At 26.3% G+C, this 21969-nt stretch carries 20 protein-coding genes and 2 pseudogenes; 1 reads left to right on the forward strand and 21 read right to left on the reverse strand.

Features of this window, described 5'->3' with window-relative positions:
• Positions 1 to 193: 193 nt before the first annotated feature.
• From CNEONATNEC86_RS12980 to CNEONATNEC86_RS13065, 18 genes and pseudogenes are all read right to left on the reverse strand, one after another.
• Positions 194 to 1462, reverse strand: a complete 1269-nt coding sequence (locus tag CNEONATNEC86_RS12980; protein ID WP_125147759.1) for an IS4 family transposase — start codon at positions 1460 to 1462, stop codon at positions 194 to 196.
• Positions 1463 to 1778: 316 nt separating this feature from the next.
• Positions 1779 to 2633 (reverse strand): PP2C family protein-serine/threonine phosphatase, encoded by an 855-nt coding sequence (locus CNEONATNEC86_RS12985; RefSeq protein WP_058295603.1) that lies wholly within the window; start codon positions 2631 to 2633, stop codon positions 1779 to 1781.
• 5 nt (positions 2634 to 2638) lie between these two features.
• A complete protein-coding gene (locus tag CNEONATNEC86_RS12990) occupies positions 2639 to 3148 on the reverse strand; it encodes an FHA domain-containing protein (protein ID WP_159136166.1) in 510 nt (169 codons plus the stop codon).
• Positions 3149 to 3160: 12 nt separating this feature from the next.
• Positions 3161 to 3715 (reverse strand): FHA domain-containing protein, encoded by a 555-nt coding sequence (locus CNEONATNEC86_RS12995; RefSeq protein WP_159136167.1) that lies wholly within the window; start codon positions 3713 to 3715, stop codon positions 3161 to 3163.
• Positions 3716 to 3729: 14 nt separating this feature from the next.
• On the reverse strand, positions 3730 to 4170 hold the full coding sequence (locus tag CNEONATNEC86_RS13000; protein WP_159136168.1) for a DnaJ domain-containing protein: 441 nt from the start codon (positions 4168 to 4170) through the stop codon (positions 3730 to 3732).
• A gap of 251 nt (positions 4171 to 4421) precedes the next feature.
• Entirely contained in the window at positions 4422 to 4847 is a 426-nt protein-coding gene (locus CNEONATNEC86_RS13005; protein WP_058295606.1) for a hypothetical protein, read from the reverse strand.
• Positions 4848 to 4859: 12 nt separating this feature from the next.
• Positions 4860 to 5288 (reverse strand): annotated as a pseudogene (locus CNEONATNEC86_RS13010) (membrane-associated protease 1).
• 63 nt (positions 5289 to 5351) lie between these two features.
• Positions 5352 to 7517: pseudogene (locus CNEONATNEC86_RS13015) on the reverse strand (transcriptional regulator).
• Between the two features lie 210 nt (positions 7518 to 7727).
• Positions 7728 to 8441: a LytTR family DNA-binding domain-containing protein gene (locus CNEONATNEC86_RS13020; RefSeq protein ID WP_159136169.1), complete on the reverse strand. Its 714-nt coding sequence runs from the start codon at positions 8439 to 8441 to the stop codon at positions 7728 to 7730.
• A 365-nt stretch (positions 8442 to 8806) separates the two neighbouring features.
• Positions 8807 to 9874, reverse strand: coding sequence for a diguanylate cyclase (locus tag CNEONATNEC86_RS13025; RefSeq protein ID WP_058295610.1), 1068 nt, complete (start codon positions 9872 to 9874; stop codon positions 8807 to 8809).
• A 159-nt stretch (positions 9875 to 10033) separates the two neighbouring features.
• Positions 10034 to 10183, reverse strand: coding sequence for a FeoB-associated Cys-rich membrane protein (locus tag CNEONATNEC86_RS13030; protein WP_200848531.1), 150 nt, complete (start codon positions 10181 to 10183; stop codon positions 10034 to 10036).
• A 30-nt stretch (positions 10184 to 10213) separates the two neighbouring features.
• Positions 10214 to 11992, reverse strand: a complete 1779-nt coding sequence (gene feoB / locus CNEONATNEC86_RS13035; protein ID WP_159136170.1) for a ferrous iron transport protein B — start codon at positions 11990 to 11992, stop codon at positions 10214 to 10216.
• On the reverse strand, positions 11989 to 12228 hold the full coding sequence (locus CNEONATNEC86_RS13040; RefSeq protein ID WP_058295612.1) for a FeoA family protein: 240 nt from the start codon (positions 12226 to 12228) through the stop codon (positions 11989 to 11991). The genes feoB and CNEONATNEC86_RS13040 overlap by 4 nt, the downstream gene beginning before the upstream one ends.
• Before the next feature lie 520 nt (positions 12229 to 12748).
• Positions 12749 to 15205, reverse strand: coding sequence for a helix-turn-helix transcriptional regulator (locus tag CNEONATNEC86_RS13045; RefSeq protein WP_125149866.1), 2457 nt, complete (start codon positions 15203 to 15205; stop codon positions 12749 to 12751).
• A 95-nt stretch (positions 15206 to 15300) separates the two neighbouring features.
• Entirely contained in the window at positions 15301 to 16122 is an 822-nt protein-coding gene (locus tag CNEONATNEC86_RS13050) for a mechanosensitive ion channel family protein (RefSeq protein WP_058295614.1), read from the reverse strand.
• Positions 16123 to 16226: 104 nt separating this feature from the next.
• Positions 16227 to 16538 (reverse strand): rhodanese-like domain-containing protein, encoded by a 312-nt coding sequence (locus CNEONATNEC86_RS13055; RefSeq protein ID WP_058295615.1) that lies wholly within the window; start codon positions 16536 to 16538, stop codon positions 16227 to 16229.
• Positions 16539 to 16633: 95 nt separating this feature from the next.
• Complete coding sequence (locus CNEONATNEC86_RS13060) at positions 16634 to 17155, reverse strand: GNAT family N-acetyltransferase (protein WP_159136171.1); 522 nt, start codon at positions 17153 to 17155, stop codon at positions 16634 to 16636.
• 314 nt (positions 17156 to 17469) lie between these two features.
• Positions 17470 to 18285 carry an FAD-binding oxidoreductase gene (locus CNEONATNEC86_RS13065; protein ID WP_159136172.1) on the reverse strand — a complete coding sequence of 272 codons (816 nt, stop codon included), beginning with the start codon at positions 18283 to 18285 and terminating at the stop codon, positions 17470 to 17472.
• 334 nt (positions 18286 to 18619) lie between these two features.
• Here CNEONATNEC86_RS13065 and CNEONATNEC86_RS13070 point away from each other — a divergent pair, with 334 nt between their 5' ends.
• Positions 18620 to 19519 (forward strand): LysR family transcriptional regulator, encoded by a 900-nt coding sequence (locus CNEONATNEC86_RS13070; protein WP_159116478.1) that lies wholly within the window; start codon positions 18620 to 18622, stop codon positions 19517 to 19519.
• A gap of 298 nt (positions 19520 to 19817) precedes the next feature.
• Here CNEONATNEC86_RS13070 and CNEONATNEC86_RS13075 read toward each other — a convergent pair whose 3' ends face one another.
• The 3 genes from CNEONATNEC86_RS13075 to CNEONATNEC86_RS13085 all read right to left on the reverse strand — a co-directional run bounded on the left by CNEONATNEC86_RS13075 (position 19818) and on the right by CNEONATNEC86_RS13085 (position 21917).
• Positions 19818 to 20576, reverse strand: a complete 759-nt coding sequence (locus CNEONATNEC86_RS13075) for a hypothetical protein (RefSeq protein ID WP_058295619.1) — start codon at positions 20574 to 20576, stop codon at positions 19818 to 19820.
• A gap of 35 nt (positions 20577 to 20611) precedes the next feature.
• Complete coding sequence (locus CNEONATNEC86_RS13080) at positions 20612 to 21298, reverse strand: metallophosphoesterase family protein (protein WP_058295620.1); 687 nt, start codon at positions 21296 to 21298, stop codon at positions 20612 to 20614.
• Positions 21299 to 21437: 139 nt separating this feature from the next.
• Positions 21438 to 21917: a metal-dependent transcriptional regulator gene (locus CNEONATNEC86_RS13085; protein ID WP_097919301.1), complete on the reverse strand. Its 480-nt coding sequence runs from the start codon at positions 21915 to 21917 to the stop codon at positions 21438 to 21440.
• Between the last annotated feature and the right edge of the window lie 52 nt (positions 21918 to 21969).

Consider the following 21969-nt stretch of genomic DNA (forward strand, 5'->3'; position numbering starts at 1 on the left):
AAGCAGAGAGCCCAAATCTTGTATTTGGTGCGAATCGCTTACTCAGCGAACGTACAATGTCGTCAACTTAAGTAATTTGTAAATATAAATCACGATTATTTTTAGATGATATATTTAAATTTCTTCTAAAAAATGGTACACTAAATAAATCCACTGGTTAAAGTGAATTTTGAAATATGCAATTATTTGTAATTTAAATGCATGATTTTTTATTGTGATGATGCTTTTTCCTTGGATGTTTGTTTTTTCGCTCACGAGAACGATTGGGACGTATTTGTGAGCGAATTTTTTTAGATTTTTCTAATATTATTTCTAAAATTTTTCTTGTTAATTTAGCATTAACTAATAAATTAATAATTCTATTAAAAACTTGCCCAAGTATAAAATTTCGATTTGCTTGATACATTGATTTTAAATTCTTATCTTTAATTTCATCTGCTATCGCAGCATCGGCCTCATCTTTTATAAGAGCTACAACCATTGATAAATAAATAGAAACAAAAAAGTCTTGTTCTATAGAAATTGGTTTTGTTCCCGAAAATTCTTCTATCTGAATACTACTTTTTAACTCTTTGTATTTACTTTCGACTCCCCATCTAAGGAAATACAACTCTTTAAATTCATCATATTTAATGTTTTCATCAAAAATATTAGTGACTAATATTTCTGTAATGTTGTTTGAAAGCTCTATTTTTATAACACGCAATTTTCTGTATTTTCTCTTTATTTTATATTCCAAAATACAATCATTGGAATCAATATTTTGTACTGTTTTAAATGATGATGGTACTCTCATTAAGAAAAGCATATTTTTAGTATCTAAATAGTCAAACATCTCATAAGAAGGGTATCCTCTATCAAATATTACAATACTGTTTTTTGATAATTTTTCATTGTTGATTTGATCTAGATGTTGTTTTGCTAATTCTCTTTCACTAGTTTTAAATTTAGTTATTGAAGCATCAATTATAATATCATTTAATATATCATATAAGGCTGATGCCGTCGCAACTGCTGTTTGAGTTTTATTTTGATTTTTACTTACTCCAAAGTATTTACCACATTCAATAGTATCAGGAACTTGTATAGATGTTCCATCAACTGCAAGAATATTAAATCCATGCCATTTATTCAATTTCTTTTTTGAATTATAAAAAGAATCAACAAATAATCTACATAGTTCTTTAAAGGCTTCAGGTGAAATATTTTGTCTTGCTTTAGAAAATGCTTGCTTTGATATATTAGGAAAGTTTAAACATGTATGATTTTCAATAAAATTATCTATTTCTAAAGGTATAGACTTTCGTAATACAGAACAAATTAAATAAACTACATTAGAAAACGATAGTTTTCTTTTCCTTGAAAAAGAATTTCCTAAACTATATGACTGCTTATATTCATCTGAAACAATTAATTTATTTGTTCGTTTTAAAATTTGTGATAGTAATTTAATATTTTTCATAAAATCAAACCTCGCTATAAATTTAATATCTATAGCGAGGCTGCATTTTTTTACCTATTGTCAAGTGTTTTTTATTAAATTTTCTATATTTTCTTAAGTTGACGACATTGAGCGAACGTATGTGAGTCGAGTTTCCTTTATATATTATTAAAGTATTCTATCTACCCCTCATAAAATAAGCATATTCTTGTATTCTTGTATTCTTGTATTCTTGTATTCTTGTATTCTTGTATTCTTGTATTCTTGTATTCTTGTATTCTTGTATTCTTGTATTCTGAGCATTTTATCTTTATTCATATAGTAATTCAAGTAATTCTTACTTTATTTTTTGTACTTTCATTATTACTATGCTACCGTTTTTATTAATTCTTCCATGCTTATTTTCTTCCGTTTCTAATATAATTTCATTCAAAGCAATATCTAAATGCTTTTTATTTTCTGATAATATATTCTCAAGATTAACCCATCTTATATTTTCATAAATTCCTTTACTCATAATAAGAATCAAATCATTTTTTTCTAGTTTAATATTCTCCATTTCTATTTTTGAATTGTCAAAGTTTTCTTGTCCCAAATAATACAAAATCTTTTTATTATTTAAAACTTGAAGTGCTTCTATTCTTTCAATTTTTCCCTTGTAATATTCTCTTTTAGCAACCTCATTAATGCAATGACTCTCATTTAATTTTATAAGTTCATTCTTTCTAAAAAGTGCTAGCATTACATTTCCTAAAGATGCATAGTATAAATTTTCTTTATCAATAATTATGCTTAAGTTACTCGTCCCGCCTTTATTTTTTTCCACTCTTTTAATTATTTCATGATTAACTTTATTAAAAGATTTGTAAAAAAAATAGTTTATTTTTTCATTGCTATATTCATCTAAGAACATTTTTTCTATTGTTTTTACAGAAGCAATGCTTGATATTCTTCCTGCTTCATTTTTTCCAAGGCCATCTGACATAGATACTAAAGTAGCATCTTTATTTTTAGCAATATCAAAATAATCCTCTTGTATTTCTTCATCTCCAGTTTTTGAATATGTGAATATCCTCAGTTTTTCTTTTTTTAAAAAATAAAATAATATCTGCTTTAGTATTAATAACATAGATAATACTATAAACAATGCAAGTAGCATGAAATATACACCGTGTTCATCTATAAATAACATATAAATTACCTCTGTTCTTTATCTTGCCATTCAAAATGTTCTCCACAAAATGGAACAAATAAAAATTTACTCTTCCCAAGCTCTATTACATCATAAGCAGTAAGTTCTGTTGGCATATAGACAGGTTCATTATTTAAATATGCAATTCCTGTAGACTCTCCTGGTAAAAGCACACTATTTTTCTTTTTAGAGTCATATACAACAACTGCATGATTTCTAAGAGCTACATAATTGTCGCCTATTAGTTGTATGTCCATGTCATCTGAACGTCCTATAAAGTTCTTTCCACTTTTTATTTTGTAATCTTTTCCTACTCTAGAACCATCTATACATACAAGCCACCCACAAACTGGATCTACTTCTTGGTAAAGTAAATCAAATTCAACCTCTTCTTCACTTGGTAAAGAAGAGGCCTGCTTTTCCTTTTTACTTGTATCTAAGTTGCAATAAGGGCATATAGACCCATAACGTCTTTCACTAAACATATGTCCATTTTTGCATCTGATTAATGCCATATATATTCCCCCCTATTTAAGTAATAATTTAACTTTAGAAATAAAAATAATATCTCCTTTTTTAACAGTGCAAGGAGTATTCTTAACAACTCTATATTTTTTTCCGTCTTCATTTTTTTCTATACATACTCTGCTTTCTACTGATAAATCTTCAATATACCATTTTCCTGAAGCATAATTTAAAACAGCATGATTATCTTCAATGAATTGAGAATAAATAGATGAATTTAAATCTATAAGCACATCATTTTCTCTATTACTTTTCACAATCAAAAATGATACTTTATCAGCAATAGACCATTTTTTTATGATTTCATTTTCCTCATTTATAAGTTCAATCATATTTATTATGTCACTATCTTTAATATTTCTCTTATGCATGATTATATATAAATAAGTAAAAATTATAATTCCAAATATGACTAATAAACTTAAAAGTGTTATTTTAAGTTCTTTAGATTCTATATTTATATAAATTATTGTGAAGATAAGTGTTAATAGTATTCCTATAAATACATTTATCAATTGAATGCTTAGCATTAGTTTATTTTTATAATTATTCGCCAAAGTAACTCACTCCATTACTTTTTAATATTGAAAAAATTGTCAAAAATATCACTTGTATCAATCGGGTTGTTATTTTTCTTTTTTAATTTACTTTTATCAATATCATTACTTTTTGCATTAAATCCAAAGAAGCTCTCAAAATATTGATTTAAATTATTTATTGCATCACTTTTATCATAATTCTCAGTACTATTATTACTATTTTCTGATTTCTTATTTTCATTTTTCTTTTGATTAAATTGCTTACTATTTCTTTTTCCATCATATTCTTCTCTTGAAGATTCATTACTAAGAACTTCATATGCTTCATTAACTTCTTGAAACATTCTAAGTGCATTTTCATTTTCTTTATTTCTATCCGGATGATAATTTTTAGCTAAGCCTCTAAAAGCTTTTTTAAGTTCATCCTTATTAGCTGTTTCAGAAACCCCTAAAATCTTATAATAGTCCTTCATCTTACCACTCGCTTCTCTTAATAATTATTAGTGTTTTATATATAAAATCTTTACTTTTTTCTAAATTCTTTAGTATACTATTACTAATGATACTGAAGGTTATTCAATTGATTGTGATTAATTTCTAATAATGCCTATGCAGCATATTACCCTGGTAAGAGTTTAATATGCTACATAGTAGTTTAGTCTGGTTTTATGTTATTAATTAATACATAAAACCCCAAATGATACATGCTTTTATGCAGATTGCATTAAGCGCTATATCCACCTTCGATTGTCACTGCAGTTAGCTTGTCTTTCTTTTGTCTAGCTACAAGTGTAAATGTACCAATTCCTTCAGTATCACCAAAGTTTTCTTTGTAATCTACAACAAAAGCATTAGGGTAAGTAATTTTTCTTATAATTTGATCAGCAGAAATAACTTCAACAGTTATTTTTCTATAACAATCTGCTTTTTCTGCTGGTACTAATGACCAAAGTCCCATTTGTCTTGTACTATCAAATGGATCTCCATCCACAGCTGTTAATATTTTCCCAGTTATAGTTATTGTACTTCCAACGTCTTTTGAACGAGCATTGCTGTCTTTTGGAGTATCTGTAGTAACTTTTACAGTTTCAACGCTTTCGATGCTTAAATCAATTGTTTCTGCACCTTCAATTTTTACTCTAAATCCCATTTTTTATACCTCCTATTCTTCTCCAAATCCACCTTCAAATTTTACAAGTGCTGTCTTGTCCTTCTTTTGCTTTGCAGTCAATTTAAAAGTACCGATTCCTTCAGTATCACCGAAGTCCTCTTCCTAATCCACTACGAAAGCATTTGGTAATGTCATTTGTCTTACAACTTGTGATGCTGCAATAACCTCCACCTTTATACTTCTATAGCAGTCAGCTTTTTCTGCTGGTACTAATGACCATTGAGCCAATTTAATAGTACTATCAGCAGCTTCTCCACCTACTGGAGTTAAAATTTTTCCTGTAACAACTAATGTTGTTCCTTGATCTGTTGAACGAGCATTTGAATCATCTGGAGTATCTGTTTTGAACTCTACAGTTTCAATACTTTCGATACTTAAATCAATTGTTTCTGCACCTTCAACCTTTACTCTGAATCCCATCTTGCCATCTCCCTCTTATAAATTTTTTATAATTAAAATAGACATATTTAATATCTATTAAAATTAGCTAGCTTCACTTCTAGTGATCTCTACTTCTAAGTTCTTTATATTTCCATTAAATACAAGATCTATATTGCATGTACCATTTTTATCATTTATAACAAAATTTATATCATCACCATCTTGTATAATGGCATTAATAAATTCTTTATTTGACACCCATTTGCTCTTTACACTATTTGGATTATTACTAAAGAATTTAACTATATTATCTTCTTTAAAATCATTAGTATAAAATCTTAGCATTCTCTCTATATAAGTTGTAACTAAAGTCTTATACATTGATTCGAAATCATTTCCTGCTGCTTGAAGACTTCTTGCCTTATAAACAGTAATTTGCTTTATATCTTTTCCTTGGAATTTAGCATTTTCTGATGAAAATACAAATCCAAAGTTTTTCCTATTTATTGAGTTTTTGATTTCATTTGTAAATCCTGATATTTCTTTAGCTAAAGTTGATGTAACTCTTAATGAATTATCTGCCGCTTCAATATCAAATCTCACGCCTGGATAATCATAAAATACATTTTCATAATACTCTCTAAGGTATTCTGGGCACTGATATGCCGCAACTATTCCTGCTGCAATATATGAGCTACCTATATAAACTCCCTCTATCCATAATTTAAAGATGTCTTCCTTTGCTTTTGATAATTCTGCACTACCTTCTTCACCCATAACCATTTTGCTATCAAGAATTACCCCTGATTTTTCTTTTGGTATTATAGTAAAATTAGGCACACATGGAATTGCAAACTCACTATAATCTTGTCTCATAAGTGGTGCACATCTATCAATGAACCTATCTATTCCTGCTGTAGCAACATGATTAAATGTAGTATCCTCTCTTGGCTCAAAGCTAAAGAATATTTGTACCCTATATTTTTTTACTGTATCTAGTAGTAATAATAAATCTTCCATACTATTTGATTCAGTTTTTTCAATTTTCTTATTTCCCTTGAATCTTTCTCTTTTAGCACCATTTTTACTTTGTGATTCTAGCTCAATTGATGGGACGATACCAAACCAAATGGCATTATCAAAATCATTTTTATCATTAACAGTGCTAAGATATGCTTCAAGTCTTGGTAAATTAGCACTATTCACCAATCTATTTAGTTTATTGTTTGTTACAAGCAAACTTGGTTTCATACCTTTATTTTTTGTCTTATATTGTTCAAAAAACATTTTTACACCAACAATTTTTTCTATAAGAGGTTTAACTGTTTTTATAAAATCATCTTTTGAATTTTTATAAAATTCAAGATATGTATTATAGTTTTGAACTTCACGCCCTACATCTATTGTGCTTACCATTGTAGATGCTAACGGACAAAATGTTCTTACAACTAAGCTCTTTACATAATCAGATTTTGTGTCATTTACAGCCTCATAATCATCTTCAAATGCCTCAATTAATCCTGCATTCTTATTGTCATCTATTGCCACTAATGATGTTTCTTCACTCTTTGGTGCTTCAAGAACCTTAAGTTCTCCATCTTCACCCATACTTAATACTCCAATTTGTAGAGCTTCTCCACCATTTTGATTTTCATCTTGTCCAAGAAGTAATCTTGTCTTTATATCTTCAATTGCAAGCGGGAGCATTGCCATTATATTATTATAATTTTCGCTTGCATTATCAAATAGTGTGTTTAGTTTATCGCCTAAATCTAGCTTACTTGGATCTTCATCATCTAACTCATCATATTTAGAATATACATATTGAATTTCTTTTCTAGATTGTTTTATATCATCCATCACTTTTTTTGGAGATATCATATCTAGTAAATTTTCAAATTTAAAATCCACATTAGCAATTCCTTGTGCTCTTTTTGTGTCTATCAATGTGAATAGCATTTTCAAAAAATCATTTGACTAATTTATTGGTATCTCTGTTATAAGGTTCTCAGGTAAGTTCCCTGGTTTTTCTAATGTGTATATGACCTTTTGATTATTTGCATTGTAAAAAGAATATACAACAGGCGCAAACTTATCTAAAAATTCATCAAAACTTTTTACTAAGAACAAATCATTGATTTCCTTTATTTTTTCATCACTTAAACTGTTTATTCCTTCTGTTCCCCCAATTACTGATATTAAATCTAATTTTTCTGGATTGATCTCTTCAAATAAAATTGTTCTATTAGTTTGTTCAATTACATCCATATTTTTATTCCTCCCAAAAAATAACAATATCTTCTCTTTAAATTTTACAATATATGCAAATATCTTGTCACGTTTTTTGTCCGAATGGTTTTTTTTCTCCCCAATGATGCCTTTTTCTTTCCTAACGATAATTTTTAGCCCGAGCGGTTAACTTTAGACAAAAAAGATGCCCAAAATATAAATTTTGAGCATCTTAGACGAACTTTATCACTATATGTTGTTATATAAATATATATGTTTTTTAATCTCCTTTTCTCTTCTTCTGCTTACCTTTAGTCTTTCTTTATTTTTCAAAATAACTTCTGATTTATCAAACGATAATATATTCTTACTATTTACTATACATAACCTATGTATCAATATAAAATTATCTTTACTAAATTTTTCAACTATAGAATTGAATTGTACACCAATTATTCTAAATACATTAGTTTCTGTCTTTAAATACACTTTCTTATTTACAGATTCTAAATAAAAAATATCCTCTACATTAATATTCATTTGTCCTATATCAGTCTTAAAACTATATACACCAATTCTTCCCTGAATAATTTCATGCATAGCTTTTAAAAAAGTATTTTCTAACTTTAATTTAAGTTCCTCTTTATTTAATACTGTAAAGTTATTATATATATCTTTATTCTCACAATTATCTTCTAAATTCATAACTATAATTTTTATATCTTCATTGTACTTTTTTATAAGATCTAATATATTTACTCCTTTTAAATCAATTAAATTTCCTTCTAGCAGTAAAATATTGCATTCACCATCTTCAGCACAACTTCTTAATAAATCGATATTATTATCTACAATATTAATTTGAAATTCTTCTCTTTTATAATTTCTATATATTATTTCTTCTAAATACATATTTACAAAATCTAATCCCGCATCTTTATAGCAAATTGTAATACTTATCATTTTCAAATTCCTCCCATAACATAACAACCATAACCGATTATACATACGATTCTTTCAAAATACAAGTGTTCATTTTCTATAGATTTGTAATAAAAAAATGCTATATTATGTCTATTAAAATCTTTTTTTGTATATATGTCGTTATATCAAAATTCATTCTAAACTCTTATTTTTCATGCTTTTTCTATATATAACCATGCATATTTTTTGCATTTTGTTATCTTGTCGAAAAATAATATTTTTTAGTTGAAACTTTTTATATATAATCAATTAAATGCAGTTCTGCTATTCTATGCCTACACTTAATGAAAAAAGTCAAATCTATATATCTCACACAAATTTAACTTTTAAAAATTATTATCCTATTAATCATAATTTTCCAATTTGTTTTTTTCAAAGCATTTCATATATGCCACGATTAATTTATCTAAACATTGGCTAACATATACTACATCTTCATAGTATATTAAATAATTTTGATCTGCGCACATACTATTTAAAATACTTCGAAGTTCTTCCATTTTACAGCTCAATTTGGATAAATCATTTTTTTCTACATTTTTAACTTCTACTAATTTATCAACTTTTCTTTTTATTTTTTCTTTAAAAAGCTTTTTATCTATTTCATCAAAAAAATTAGTTCCATCTATTTTTTCATTTTCCGTGCAGTATACTCCAAAATTATAATTTAAATTAATATTTATATTATTGTAATTAAATAATTTAGAATTTAGTTTTTTTAATATTTTCTCAGATAAATCTATTGCTCTATTTTTATTAACATTCTTTAATTCAATAAATAATTGGTTGTCGTTATATCTTCCAATCCAAGATATCTCTTCAATATTTATATTATTAACTATATCACATATATGCAAAATTATTTTTTCTTTAATATGAATTCCAAACTCCTCTACTATGGTCTTAAAATTATCTACTTCTATGTTTATTAAAGATAATGGATATTTTTCAATTATGCTACTGTTCACATCTACTGGTAATCTTTCCTCTATATATTTTCTATTATACAGTCCTGTTGAGCTATCTATAATGATTTTCTCATTTAATTTATCTATTACATCATCAACGCAAAGACTCAATTCTTGACTACCTTTTGATATATCTTTCAAAACTTCTAAAACGTATAACTCTCCATTTAAATATATGGGTGTTACAATTATGAACATAACCTTAGTAAAACTACTCTCTATTTTCACAAATGTATCTAATTCATTGTATGCTCTCATAGAAATACAATTATCACATATCTCTCCGTTCTTCCAGAGATCATAGCAATTCCCTTTAAACTGTTCTATTTTTGTATTCTTTATGTTCAATACTTTTTTATTAAGAGGATTAACAATTCTAATATTGTCATATATGTCTTCAATAAGTGATAAATTCTTTTTTACATCTTCAAACAATTCTTTCATATCTTTATCTCTCCTCCCATAATAATATATATTTTCATAAATAATATATAAGAAGACTCTCTATATATTATTTATCGTAGCTTTTTGTAAATATTTAAACAAAAAAGCCACTTTTAACTAATTATGTAGTTAAAAGTAGCTTTTCAAATTTTATTTATTTTAATTATCATCTCTTTTAATGCACTTATTTTTTGTACTACACTTATCACATCCACAATTACACTTTCCATTTTTAGAATTAAACATAGATTTAATAAGTATAAAGACAGCCAAAATTACTATTATAGATGTAATAACTATTTCTATCATATGCAGCACCTCTAATTTAAAAATCTTATATCATAAGTATAACATTTGTATAACTAAGCTTCCAACATTAAAAATTAAAAATGATACAACCCATGCAACTACAAATTGAAAAAACACAGAGAATACTGTTAATTTACCACCATATTCTTTTTTCATTGTTCCTACTGTTGAAATACATGGTGTGTATAATAGTATAAAAGCTAAAAATGAATATGCAGTTAAACTATTAAAATGTGCAGTAAGAACAGTTTGAAGATTTCCTGAAAAAATAACTTCCATAGAAGATAAAACTGTTTCCTTAGCTAAAAGTCCTGATAAAAGTGCTACAGCTGACTGCCAGTTTCCAAATCCTAATGGTTTAAATATAGGTGCAATAACATTTCCTATGCTTGCAAGTATACTATCATTAACTTCTTCTACCATTCCACTTAAATTAAAGTTAGATAGAACCCATATGACAACGCTCATTGCAAATATCAAAGTACCTGCTTTCTTTAAAAATTCTAATGCTTTATCAGCAGTTACATTAAGCACAGAAGAAAACTTTGGCATTTTATACTCTGGAATTTCTATTATAAATGGTTCCTCATCCTTCTTAAAGTATGTATTTTTAAGTAATATTCCAAGTAAAAAAGCTACAACTATCCCAAGTAAATAAAGTGATGCTACAACAAGACCTCTATGATTTGTAAAAAATACTGCCGCAAACACAGTATACACTGGAAGTCTTGCATTACATGACATGAATGGTACTAAAAGAGCTGTTAATTTTCTATCTTTTTCACTTTCTAAAGTTCTTGCTGTCATTATAGCTGGAACTGAGCATCCAAATCCTATTATCATAGGAATAAATGCTTTTCCTGACAGTCCCATCTTTCTCATAAGCTTATCCATCATAAAAGCAACTCTAGCCATATATCCGCTATCTTCAAGTAATGTAATACATATAAAAAGTACTAAAATAATAGGTAATAATACTAGTATTCCACCAACACCTGCAACTATTCCATCTACAATAAGTGACCTAAACCAAGGTGAATTATTAGAAAGCAATTCTGAAATAAATGGTATTAAACTATTATCTAATAAATCTGAAAGTAAATCAGAAATGGGCTGTCCAACCCATGAAAAAGTTAATTGGAACATTAGTGCCATAAGTAAAATAAAAATAGGATACGCAAGTACTGGATGAAGTACATATTTATCTAATTTTTCTGTAAATGTTTCTTTGTTTTTTAAGTTTTCTGTCACACATTTATTTAATATTTTTTCAATAAATTCATACGCTTCTTTTTCACTTTTAAAATCATATTTGTTAATTTCATTATCTTTTTTAAAGTTACCATCTTTTAATCTATCTTTTATTTTATCTATACCTATATTTTTTCCTGCAATTATTGGTATAACTTCTACATTTAATTCTTTCTTAAGCTTTTCGTAATCTATTACGATTCCTTTGCTATCACATATATCTATCATATTAAGTGCCAATATAATTGGCTTATCAAACTTTTTAAGCTGAGTAGTAAGATATAAATTTCTATTTAAATTTGATGCATCTACAATATTTAGTATTACATCAACATCACCTTCTTCAAGAAACTTCTTTGATACCTTTTCTTCATTTGAAAATGTGTCCATAGCATATATTCCTGGAAGATCCACTACTTTAACATCTTCAAAAAAACCCTCTTTTTTATCAACAGTTACACCTGGCCAATTTCCTACATACTGATTGGATCCAGTAAGTGCATTATATAAAGTTGTTTTCCCAACATTAGGATTACCAAGTAAAGCTACATTTGTCATTTCTTAAATCCCCTTTGTTTTGCTACCGATATATATTCAGCATCTTCTTTTCTTATAGCTAAATCAAATCCTCTAAAATTCACTATTATAGGATCTCCAAGCGGCGCACATCTTTTATATTCAATTGTTGTTCCTTCTATGCATCCTAAAGCAAGTAATCTCTTCATAAGTTTAGCATTCCCATCAATTGATAATATAACAGCCTTTTCTCCAGGTTTCAAGTTGCATAAATTCATGATGACTCCCCCAAATGAAATTATTTATCACATAAATTAGAATATCATTACTACTATAATTTATCAATATTCATTTTGTTATATTTATAATAAATATATTATTTCTTACACATAATGTTTTAAAGGTAACTTTAGTTTATGTATATTATAAAATACACACTTTATGATAATAATATTGATATTTATAATAAAGTTTACTTTTCATAATATATATGTTGAAAATCGAAATCTACATTAAATGTACAGTACGTATACTCAAGTATTGAATAAATCATATTGCAACATATATAAATAAATTGCTTTCTAAAAATCAAAAAACCAAGAATTAATTCCTGGTTTTTCTTCTCATTCTTCATGCCCATAGTATTGTATAATTAGGTTAGAAATGTCCGTTTCCCATAGTTGAAAAATACTTAATTTGCTTGACCTTCTTTACACAAAATATTCTATCAGCATATAAATTTAATGTAACTACCCTAAAAGGTAGTTTTTATTAAAAATTTAATTTTTAATAATTTTATTATATAATTTTAAATTCTTTTGCGACAGAAATGGCCATAGTCCTATTTTTCACATTAAGCTTACTGTAAATATTCTTTGTATGAAACTTAACAGTATCTATTTTTATATTTAAATATTCACTTATTTCACTATTAGACATACCATTAGATATTAAGTTTATTATTTCTTTTTCAGATTTTGTTAATTTTATTTTTTCATCTTCAGAATATATTTTTTTACTTAAATATTTAGGATACATTCGTGCAAATTTTCTACTTTCAGTTAATATTAATTTTATATATTCTAAGTCAATACTTTCATCTCTTTTATCATATTTTATATATTTATTAATAACTTCATAGACTCCATCACCTTCATCAGCATAAATTCTAATAAAATCATATGGCTCTGTTATCTTTAGCGCTTCTTCTATTTTATTAAATGCTAATTCTTCTTCTAATCTATTTAATGCAATGCTCTGTAATATTAAACATTCTGCCATATTCATATTGTGCTTTGCTTTTTTATTCAATTTATATAATATCTCTAAAAACGCTATAACCCGTGTATAATCTTGCATAGCAATAAGAACTCTAGCTTTAGTAAAATATTCATACATATTTATAGATAAAAATTTCTTTTCTGTTTGCTTATTATAATTTATTAACCAGGTCTTAGCTTCCTCTATATTTCCTATTAATAGATTATATCTTGTATATGCAGCATTCAAATTATTTGATATATTACAATCCTTACATCTTTCTACTTCTTCTTTAAGACTATTAAGTATCATATTGGCATCATTAATATTTCCACTTGCTATTTGAATCTTTAATGTTAAAATCTTGCTTACAAAAATGAACTCTAGATTGCATGATTCCTTATAAAAAGCAGTATTATCACTTAACTTTAATGCTGCTTCAATTATATTATTCTTTTCATAATCAATTTCAGATAATGCAATATTTACTGCTGAATAATAATTATTATGATAAATATATTTTAATATTGCATTAGATTTTACATTATCTTTATCATATTTAATCCACCAAGAACTTGTGTCATTCATACCTTTTAGTATACTTGGGAAATTTGCTGTTGGTACTACATTAACAATATGATCATCATTAATATTTTCCCTTTTAATTTTATCTTCCCATATTTCTTTTACATAAATGCTATTATTCTCTTGAAGCATAGCATATAGTAATATTAACCTATCTTCAATAACTTTAAGCTTATTAAAATATTGTTCTTTATTTTTTGACCTATTATATTTTGTGAGAACTTCTTTTCTTAAATATTCTAATTTTTTTATCCATTGTCTACCTTCTTCAAAATTATAATGAATTATTTCAAACATAGCTATAAAACCACATATAGATGAATTCTTTTCCATTAATTCTTTAGATACTTTTATTAAATATTCTTTAATTAAGGTAAAATTATCTAGAAAGTTAGCTTGATCGCAAAACTTTTCCAATGCACGTACTTCATCTTTTTCTAACTTGGCCTTTGAATAAGAATATGCCGCTTCTATAAATTGATTATTTTTTTCATAACATTTACCCATTTCTATATATGCTAAAGTAAATTTTTCTCTATCAATATAATCATATTTTTCTTTTATGCTACTTTTGAATAACTCTTTAAAAATATATTTTTTATCTTTTTTTAAAAATACAATTTCTTTCAAAAGTTCTTCTATATTTTCATCTTTTGTTATAAATTTAGCCTGTTCTAATGTTACTTCTGGAAATAATGATATTATAATTAACTGTTCTTTTCTTTTTTTGCTTAATTTGTCCCAAATGTACTTATCAAATGCTTCCTTATAATATTTACTTTCTACAAATTTTTTATAATCTAGGGTATTATCATTTAATTTGAAGTACATCATCCCCAAAATCACTAATATAGGTACCCCACCAGTTAATTCCAAAATTATTTTAATATGCTCTTCTTTAAAAGTATTAATATTATTCTTTTTAAATAATAACTCTATTTCTTCTTTTTTAAATAATAGATCTTTTTTTGATACTATCCCAATTTGATTTTTTATCATTATATTAATAAATTCTTTTGGTATCTTCTTTGAACTTATGAATATAAACTTACAGTTATCTCTTGAGTTTTCAATGTAATATGATATTTCTTCTAATATATTTCTTTCATAAATACGGTTAAATTCATCAAAAATAATTACTTTTTTTCTTCTGATATCTGTATTTAATACTGATATTAATTCTTTTTCAATTCCATTTATATTATCCTGTTCTTCGCATTCATACCAAACATAATGCTCCAGATAATTTTTTGAATAGCTCATAACAGATTTAGTTTTTCCAATACCTAATGATCCATAAACATATAGTACTTTATTAAATTTTAAATTTTTATCGATTATATTATTTACTCTTTTTCTTTCAATATCTTTTTCATTAATTTTTGCATAATCAAATAATCTTTCAATCATTTTTATCTCCCAGTTACCTTAAATTTCCACAAAATCATTATGAGAGGGTATTGCTATTACCAAATAACAATACCCTCTCATAATTTAATACATATTTAATTTTCATTTCCTTTTATATGTACATCCATTTGGTTATAAGGAATACTTATTTCTTCTTCATCAAACTTCATTTTCACTCTTTCTAGTAAATTAAAATGAACAGTCCAATAATCTTCTGTTTTAGTCCATACCCTTACAACAAATGTTATAGCACTATCTCCATGTTTAGATAACGCAACAAAAGGTTTTGGATCTTTTAAAATAAGTTCCTCTGTATTAATTACTGAAAATAATGCACTCTTGACTTTACTTATTTCTTGCTCATAACCAACAGTAAAATTCAAATCAACTCTTCTAGTATCTTTACTTGTATAATTCACTATACTCTTATTTGCCAATTCTCCATTTGGAATAAGAATCTGCTTGTTATCAAAAGTAACTAAGTGAGTATAAAATATTCCTATTTTCTCTACTGTTCCTGTATGATCTCCACTGTCAATTAAATCTCCAACATTAAATGGTCTAATTATAAGTATTATAACTCCACCTGCAAAATTTGAAAGACTCCCTTGAAGTGCCAGACCAATTGCAAGACCTGCAGAACCTACAAGTGCAACTAAACTACTTGTTTTTAATCCTACATAATCCATAACTATTAGTATTAAAAGTATTTTTAAACTTATGCTTATTACTCCATCTAAAAATGAGCTTATTGTAGGATCAATGTTTCTTTTTTCTAATATAGCGTTAAATATATTTACTGCTCTCTTGACTAATTTCCAGCCTATACTTAAAATAAGTAGTCCTATAAGTATTTTTACTCCACTTGAAAACATCCAAGTTTGCAAAGCTATAAACATCTGCTCTAATAAAATCATCTTTTCCTCCCTTAAGTCTAAATCATATTGTCATAAATGATTATATATAAGAATTAATACTATAGTCTAGTGTTAATTTTTACTTTAGCATTATGTGACAATCGTTATCTTTCTATATTATCTCCTTCATAGGAAATAATTCCACCTGCTACATTAATAACATTGTAACCTTCTTCTCTAAGCATATAACAAGTACTTGCAGTTCTTGCTCCTGACCTACATATTAAATAATATTCTTTATTCTTATCTAGAAATTCATCTGGAGCATCTAATAAATCCTGCATTGGTATGTTTATTGCTGTTTTTAACATTCCAGATTTACATTCATAAGGTTCTCTTATGTCAATTAATTCTATATTTCCTAATAAATCATCTATCTCACTTACATTTATGTTTTCTCTTTTTAAATTGCTCATTAAAAATTTCTCCTTAGTTTCTTTATAAAATTTTAAATCCATATAACCATATAGTATAAGTAAAAACTTTAAATATTGTATTTTCCCATTTTCTTTTATGTGAACTCATTTCTATTAATGAACATTTCATAACAATTCCACATTTCACTTGAAGCTTTAAATTTATTTTTAATTAATTTATATTTTTTAAAGCCTGCTTTTTCGTAACATTTTATTGCACTTTTATTAAAATCAAATACTCCAAGCGTTATTTTGTTTAACCTTAAGTTTTCAAACCCTATTTTTAAAATTTTAAAAATTGCCTCTTTGCCTATTCCCTTTCCTCTATATGTTTCATCGCCAATTAATACACGACATATTCTTCCTATTGTTCTTCCTTCATCTGAAATCTTAAGTTCAATTGTCCCTATCATTTTATTTTCTTCTGAAACAATTTTATATATAAAAACATTCTGGCTTTCTTCTGCCTTTCTTAAATAATATTTTAGCTGATTGATAGTTAATGGATACGAATATAGATTTCCAGACCACTGCAATAGAAAATCTGATGTTGTGTTTTCATTCCATTTAATTATATTTATTAAGTCTTCTTCCGCTATTAATTTAAGTTCTATCATTTTTCACCACTATTACTTTAATATATTTATTCATTATTCTTATTAATTTTATTATTCTAGCTAGTATAATAAATAATTTAAATATAAATATAATTTTATTTTTATTATTTAAATTTTCATATTCACTCTTTAATTTTCGTTCATTATTTATATATTTTTAATGGAAGATTCTCAATATTACTGTTTTTATGCAAAAAAATTTATAAATAAAAAGAGACATCACAATAAGTATATGTACAGATTAATTTTAATCACACATAATTTTATAAAACAGGTATTATGATATCATCTTTTTATGTAACTTATATTAAATTCTATAACTTTTGTTGTGCTCCAAAGAACTCATAATGAATATCCTCTTCACTTACACCAAGTTCTACAAGTGCACTATTTAATGCTTTCATAAATGGTGGTGGTCCACAGAAATAAAATTGTGAATTTAAATCTAAATTATCTTTTATCCAGTCTTTAGTCACAAATCCCTTAAAATCATAATCTTTACCTAGTATTTCATCATCATTTGGATCACTGAAAAATACATAATGTTTATTTTGACTCATTTCACACAAAGCCTTTACATCATTTGCAAATGGCTGCATTTGTGAATTTTGAACAGCTTCAATAAATGTAATATTTTTTATTTTATTTACACTATCATAAAACATTGATAATAGTGGTGTTATTCCTATTCCTGCTGATACAAGCACTATTGGCTTATCCTTCTTATGTTTTTCTAAAGTGAAAAGTCCAGCCGGCATCATGGCTTCTATTAAATCTCCCACATTTAAATTATCATGAAGGTAATTACTTATGAGTCCATCTGGAACTCTTTTTACACTTATTCTATAAATATCTTCATTTGGTTTCATTGATAAACTGTATGTTCTTGTTACGCCTTTATATTTAGGATCATCAGTTTTTATTGTAAAAGGTAAAAATTGTCCCGCCTTATGCTCTACAAGCTTACTTCCATCTTTAGCTTTAAAGTAAAATGATGTAATATCCTCTGTTTCTTTTACTTTGTCAACTAAGACCAATTCTTTTTTCCCACTCCATGGTTTTCCTAGTTCCTTATTACTCATAGTCCCCGAATACTTTTCCATTATGTCTTCTATATTTGATTTATCCATACCATATTCCTCCAGTTACTTTATATAATATATTTTACATCAACATATTTTATTATTCAATAATAATTACTATCAATTATCATTAAATATGATATCTATTTCTATATTTAATAATATTCTTTGGTAATCATTTAAAATATATTCTTTGAAAAATATTTTAATTTTGCAATGTCTATTATATCGATAATAACATACTTTTCAACTAATGTTTCTTTATACAAAATCCTTTTTTTAACTCATGTTTCCTTATATAAAATCATTATAAATTGAATTTATATATATTAATGATATAATAAATATTAATTATACTAAATACTCATTGGGGGAAACTTATATGCTTGATTTCAGATTTGATACTTTTTTAACTTTATGCAAAGTTAAAAATTACACAGAAACAGCAAAACTACTTCATCTTACTCAGCCTGCCGTATCACAACATATAAAATATTTAGAAAAAACATATAATTGCAAACTTTTTTCTTATAAAGGAAAATCATTGAGTTTAACTCCTAAAGGTGAAATTTTAAAATCCTTTGCAATGTCACTTAAAGCAAGCTCCGATAAAATTAAAAGTACACTTGCCATGGAAGATGATATATATCATTTGAAATTTGGATCTACATTAACAATCTCTGAATATACAATGAAACCTATAATATCTCAGGTACTTTTAGATAATCCAACTATAGATTTGACTATGGAAGTAAACAATACAAAAATACTTCTTGAAAAACTTAAAGACGGTAAATTAGATTTTGTTGTACTTGAAGGCACATTTGATAAGCTAGACTACGAATCAAGGATTCTTTCTTTAGAACGATTTATTCCTATCTGCTCTCCAAATAATAAACTTGCTAACAAAGCTATTGAGTTCACTGATATTCTTAATGAACGTTTAATTACACGTGAATATGGTTCAGGTACAAGAAATATACTTGAGCACATATTATGTGATCATAATCTATCAATTACATCATTTAGAAATTTAACAAAGATAGGTAGTATTAATATAATAAAAAACCTTGTTCAGAACAATTTTGGAATCACTTTTCTATATGAACAAGCTGTTTACGAAGAAATTAAACAAGGTACTTTATGTGAAGTATCTATAAATAATTATAATGTTTCTCGTGAATTCAATTTTGTATTTTTAAAAGACAGTCTTCATAAAGAAGAATACCTTAAGTGGTTTGATTATTTCTATAGAATAAAAAAATCGCCAAGGCGACTATGATATAATCTTTTAAAGAATACAAATCCAATAGAATACAATAACTTTAATTTAAAAAATAATTTGGCCATCGATTTTTTCAGCGCATTCTGGATTTTCTGAGCGAGCCTGCGAAAAGGCAAGGCGCATATAATTTATTTTTTATTCTTTAGGCACTATGCATTGGTCTATTACAATATTCTCAAAAATAACTTACTCACAGATTCTCCTTCAATATAATTTCCTAAAGAATAAAAACAATCTTGCATATTAACAGGAGTAAGCTTGCTCCTGAATATACAAGATTGACATAATATTATATTTATTCTATAACTTCTAAAACGGGTCTGTATCCTACAGTTTTATAGCTAACATCTTTATTTACATAATTGAAATATGTATTAGAATAAAAACCTCTTACTACACATTTATCTTTACATTCATTTTGTGTTAATGAACAGAAGTCATACCAGTTCCATAATGTATTGTTATCTCCATATAATTTTTCAGATTTATTCTTGTCTCCAGATGCTGTATCAAAACCATTTGATACAGGTAATCCTGGTATATTATCTACATTTACTATATATTTATTCCATTCATTCTCTTCATTGTCCCTCTTTTTGTCTCCACCTTTTAGTAATCTTAAAAGATATCTTGTATTGTCAATAACAACAACCTTACCAAAAATTAAACCTTGGTTATTTAATTCGTCATAAGATATACTGCTTAAAATGTTCCTATCACATATAAGAAGTTTTTTTCCTTCATGATTTATTTCAACCCAACGAAGATTATATGAATCGTCTTTATCTGTATCTTTTATCTCTATCTTTTCTCCATTATACTCAGTCACATCTTCATAATTAATCAAATCCAGTGGACATATTATTTTTCCACCATCTAAATATAATGATCCAAGTTTTCTTATTTTTCCTGTTTCATAAGTTGTTCTTTGTATTAATTTTTTAAATTCTTTTTTCTCTTTTCTCTTTTTATTTAAAATACTTCCTCCAACTACTGCAATTGCAGTAAATAATGTTCCTGCACCTATTAATGCACCTTTCTTCTTATTGTCCATTTTTTTCCCTTCTTCCTTTATCATATATTAATTTATTATAAAGAATCAATATAAAATTCTTTCATATCATCTAATCTTAAGCAGGCAAGCTTCCCACCAGCCTCTTTTCCAAAACAGTAGCCACAATCAATATATATAGTACCTTTTCTATGAAGTATTTTCACATCCTCCATCTCTTTAATATTTTCATCTATTATCTGTACTGGAGTATGACCACAAATCATAGTAAAATTCTTATACTGTTTTTCATGTCCTATATTATCTCTCCCCCATAAACATGTAACTTCAGTCTGATTACTTAAAAATTCATTTAGGGATAATTCATTAAACCCATCTGGAAAATCAAGACCAGCATGCACTAAAATATAATTATCTACAATTCTTATAAGAGGCAGAAGTTTTAAATAATTATAAAACTTTTTCTCATAATCTAATCCTCTATTTTTTAATTCATTATGTGTACTAAATCCACCATTACGATACCAGAGTTTTTCGTCATTACTGATGAAATAATTCATAAAAAGCTGTTCATGATTACCACGTATCAAACTTATATTAGGATGTTTTACTATATAATCTACTATATCTAATGGCTTTTCACCTCTGTCTAGTATATCTCCCAATATGCATAAAGCATCATTATCACTAAATTTTATTAAATTTAGCATTGATAAAAAGGCATCATAACAGCCATGGATATCTGACATAACATATTTGCTCATAATATCATACCTCTTTTTTATATAAGAAATATCACTCTAACAAACATAATAATATCTTATTATTAAAATTTCTATACATTTATTATATCAAAATAAACGCCTATACTAAATGTTTTTTACAAATAGTATGGCATCATATTTATCTTTTATTTATGTTTAAATCTTTAAATTTATTAAATTTCATTAGAATGTCATCATTTTCTTTAAAAAACATGTTTAGCATATAGATATCTCTTACCGTCTCAACACTTATGGCATGTTCTATAAGTTCTGTTTCTTTGAGCACTTTATCTTCACATCCCAAATATATAAGAAAGTTTTCTATTATGTTATGTCTGTCCAATAAATATTTTCCAATTACCTTCCCCTGCTCCGTTAATATTATCATCCCATATCTCTCGTATTTTATAAGACCAAATTCGCCTAGCTTTTTCATCATTTTAGATGCCGATGAATCACGTACATTAAGCATTTGAGCTATTTTATTTAGCCTTACAAAATCTTCATTTTTAGAGCACCTATATATCATTTCCAAATAATCCTCCATTGACGGAGTCAAAAAATTCTTTTTAGAATTAATGCTCTCATATCCTCTATATGTGTGAAAATCCATATTGATTTTTCACCTCCATACAATATTTTTTATTTTATGTGTCATTTATACAAATTAA

The organism is Clostridium neonatale, from assembly GCF_900465025.1.
Lineage (GTDB): Bacteria > Bacillota > Clostridia > Clostridiales > Clostridiaceae > Clostridium > Clostridium neonatale.

What these genes read in the sequence shown, in the direction of transcription:
- CNEONATNEC86_RS13040 (WP_058295612.1), bottom strand. Translation starts at nt 12,228, where the DNA reads ATGAATTTATGCAACTTGAAACCTGGAGAAAAGGCTGTTATATTATCA.
- CNEONATNEC86_RS13055 (WP_058295615.1), bottom strand. Translation starts at nt 16,538, where the DNA reads ATGAGCAATTTAAAAAGAGAAAACATAAATGTAAGTGAGATAGATGAT.
- CNEONATNEC86_RS13020 (WP_159136169.1), bottom strand. Translation starts at nt 8,441, where the DNA reads ATGATAAGTATTACAATTTGCTATAAAGATGCGGGATTAGATTTTGTA.
- CNEONATNEC86_RS13030 (WP_200848531.1), bottom strand. Translation starts at nt 10,183, where the DNA reads ATGATAGAAATAGTTATTACATCTATAATAGTAATTTTGGCTGTCTTT.
- CNEONATNEC86_RS13005 (WP_058295606.1), bottom strand. Translation starts at nt 4,847, where the DNA reads ATGGGATTTAGAGTAAAAATTGAAGGTGCAGAAACAATTGATTTAAGC.
- feoB (WP_159136170.1), bottom strand. Translation starts at nt 11,992, where the DNA reads ATGACAAATGTAGCTTTACTTGGTAATCCTAATGTTGGGAAAACAACT.
- CNEONATNEC86_RS13065 (WP_159136172.1), bottom strand. Translation starts at nt 18,285, where the DNA reads ATGGATAAATCAAATATAGAAGACATAATGGAAAAGTATTCGGGGACT.
- CNEONATNEC86_RS12990 (WP_159136166.1), bottom strand. Translation starts at nt 3,148, where the DNA reads ATGGCATTAATCAGATGCAAAAATGGACATATGTTTAGTGAAAGACGT.
- CNEONATNEC86_RS13000 (WP_159136168.1), bottom strand. Translation starts at nt 4,170, where the DNA reads ATGAAGGACTATTATAAGATTTTAGGGGTTTCTGAAACAGCTAATAAG.
- CNEONATNEC86_RS13070 (WP_159116478.1), top strand. Translation starts at nt 18,620, where the DNA reads ATGCTTGATTTCAGATTTGATACTTTTTTAACTTTATGCAAAGTTAAA.
- CNEONATNEC86_RS13080 (WP_058295620.1), bottom strand. Translation starts at nt 21,298, where the DNA reads ATGAGCAAATATGTTATGTCAGATATCCATGGCTGTTATGATGCCTTT.
- CNEONATNEC86_RS12985 (WP_058295603.1), bottom strand. Translation starts at nt 2,633, where the DNA reads ATGTTATTTATAGATGAACACGGTGTATATTTCATGCTACTTGCATTG.
- CNEONATNEC86_RS13045 (WP_125149866.1), bottom strand. Translation starts at nt 15,205, where the DNA reads ATGATTGAAAGATTATTTGATTATGCAAAAATTAATGAAAAAGATATT.
- CNEONATNEC86_RS12980 (WP_125147759.1), bottom strand. Translation starts at nt 1,462, where the DNA reads ATGAAAAATATTAAATTACTATCACAAATTTTAAAACGAACAAATAAA.
- CNEONATNEC86_RS13050 (WP_058295614.1), bottom strand. Translation starts at nt 16,122, where the DNA reads ATGATTTTATTAGAGCAGATGTTTATAGCTTTGCAAACTTGGATGTTT.
- CNEONATNEC86_RS13075 (WP_058295619.1), bottom strand. Translation starts at nt 20,576, where the DNA reads ATGGACAATAAGAAGAAAGGTGCATTAATAGGTGCAGGAACATTATTT.
- CNEONATNEC86_RS13025 (WP_058295610.1), bottom strand. Translation starts at nt 9,874, where the DNA reads ATGAAAGAATTGTTTGAAGATGTAAAAAAGAATTTATCACTTATTGAA.
- CNEONATNEC86_RS13060 (WP_159136171.1), bottom strand. Translation starts at nt 17,155, where the DNA reads ATGATAGAACTTAAATTAATAGCGGAAGAAGACTTAATAAATATAATT.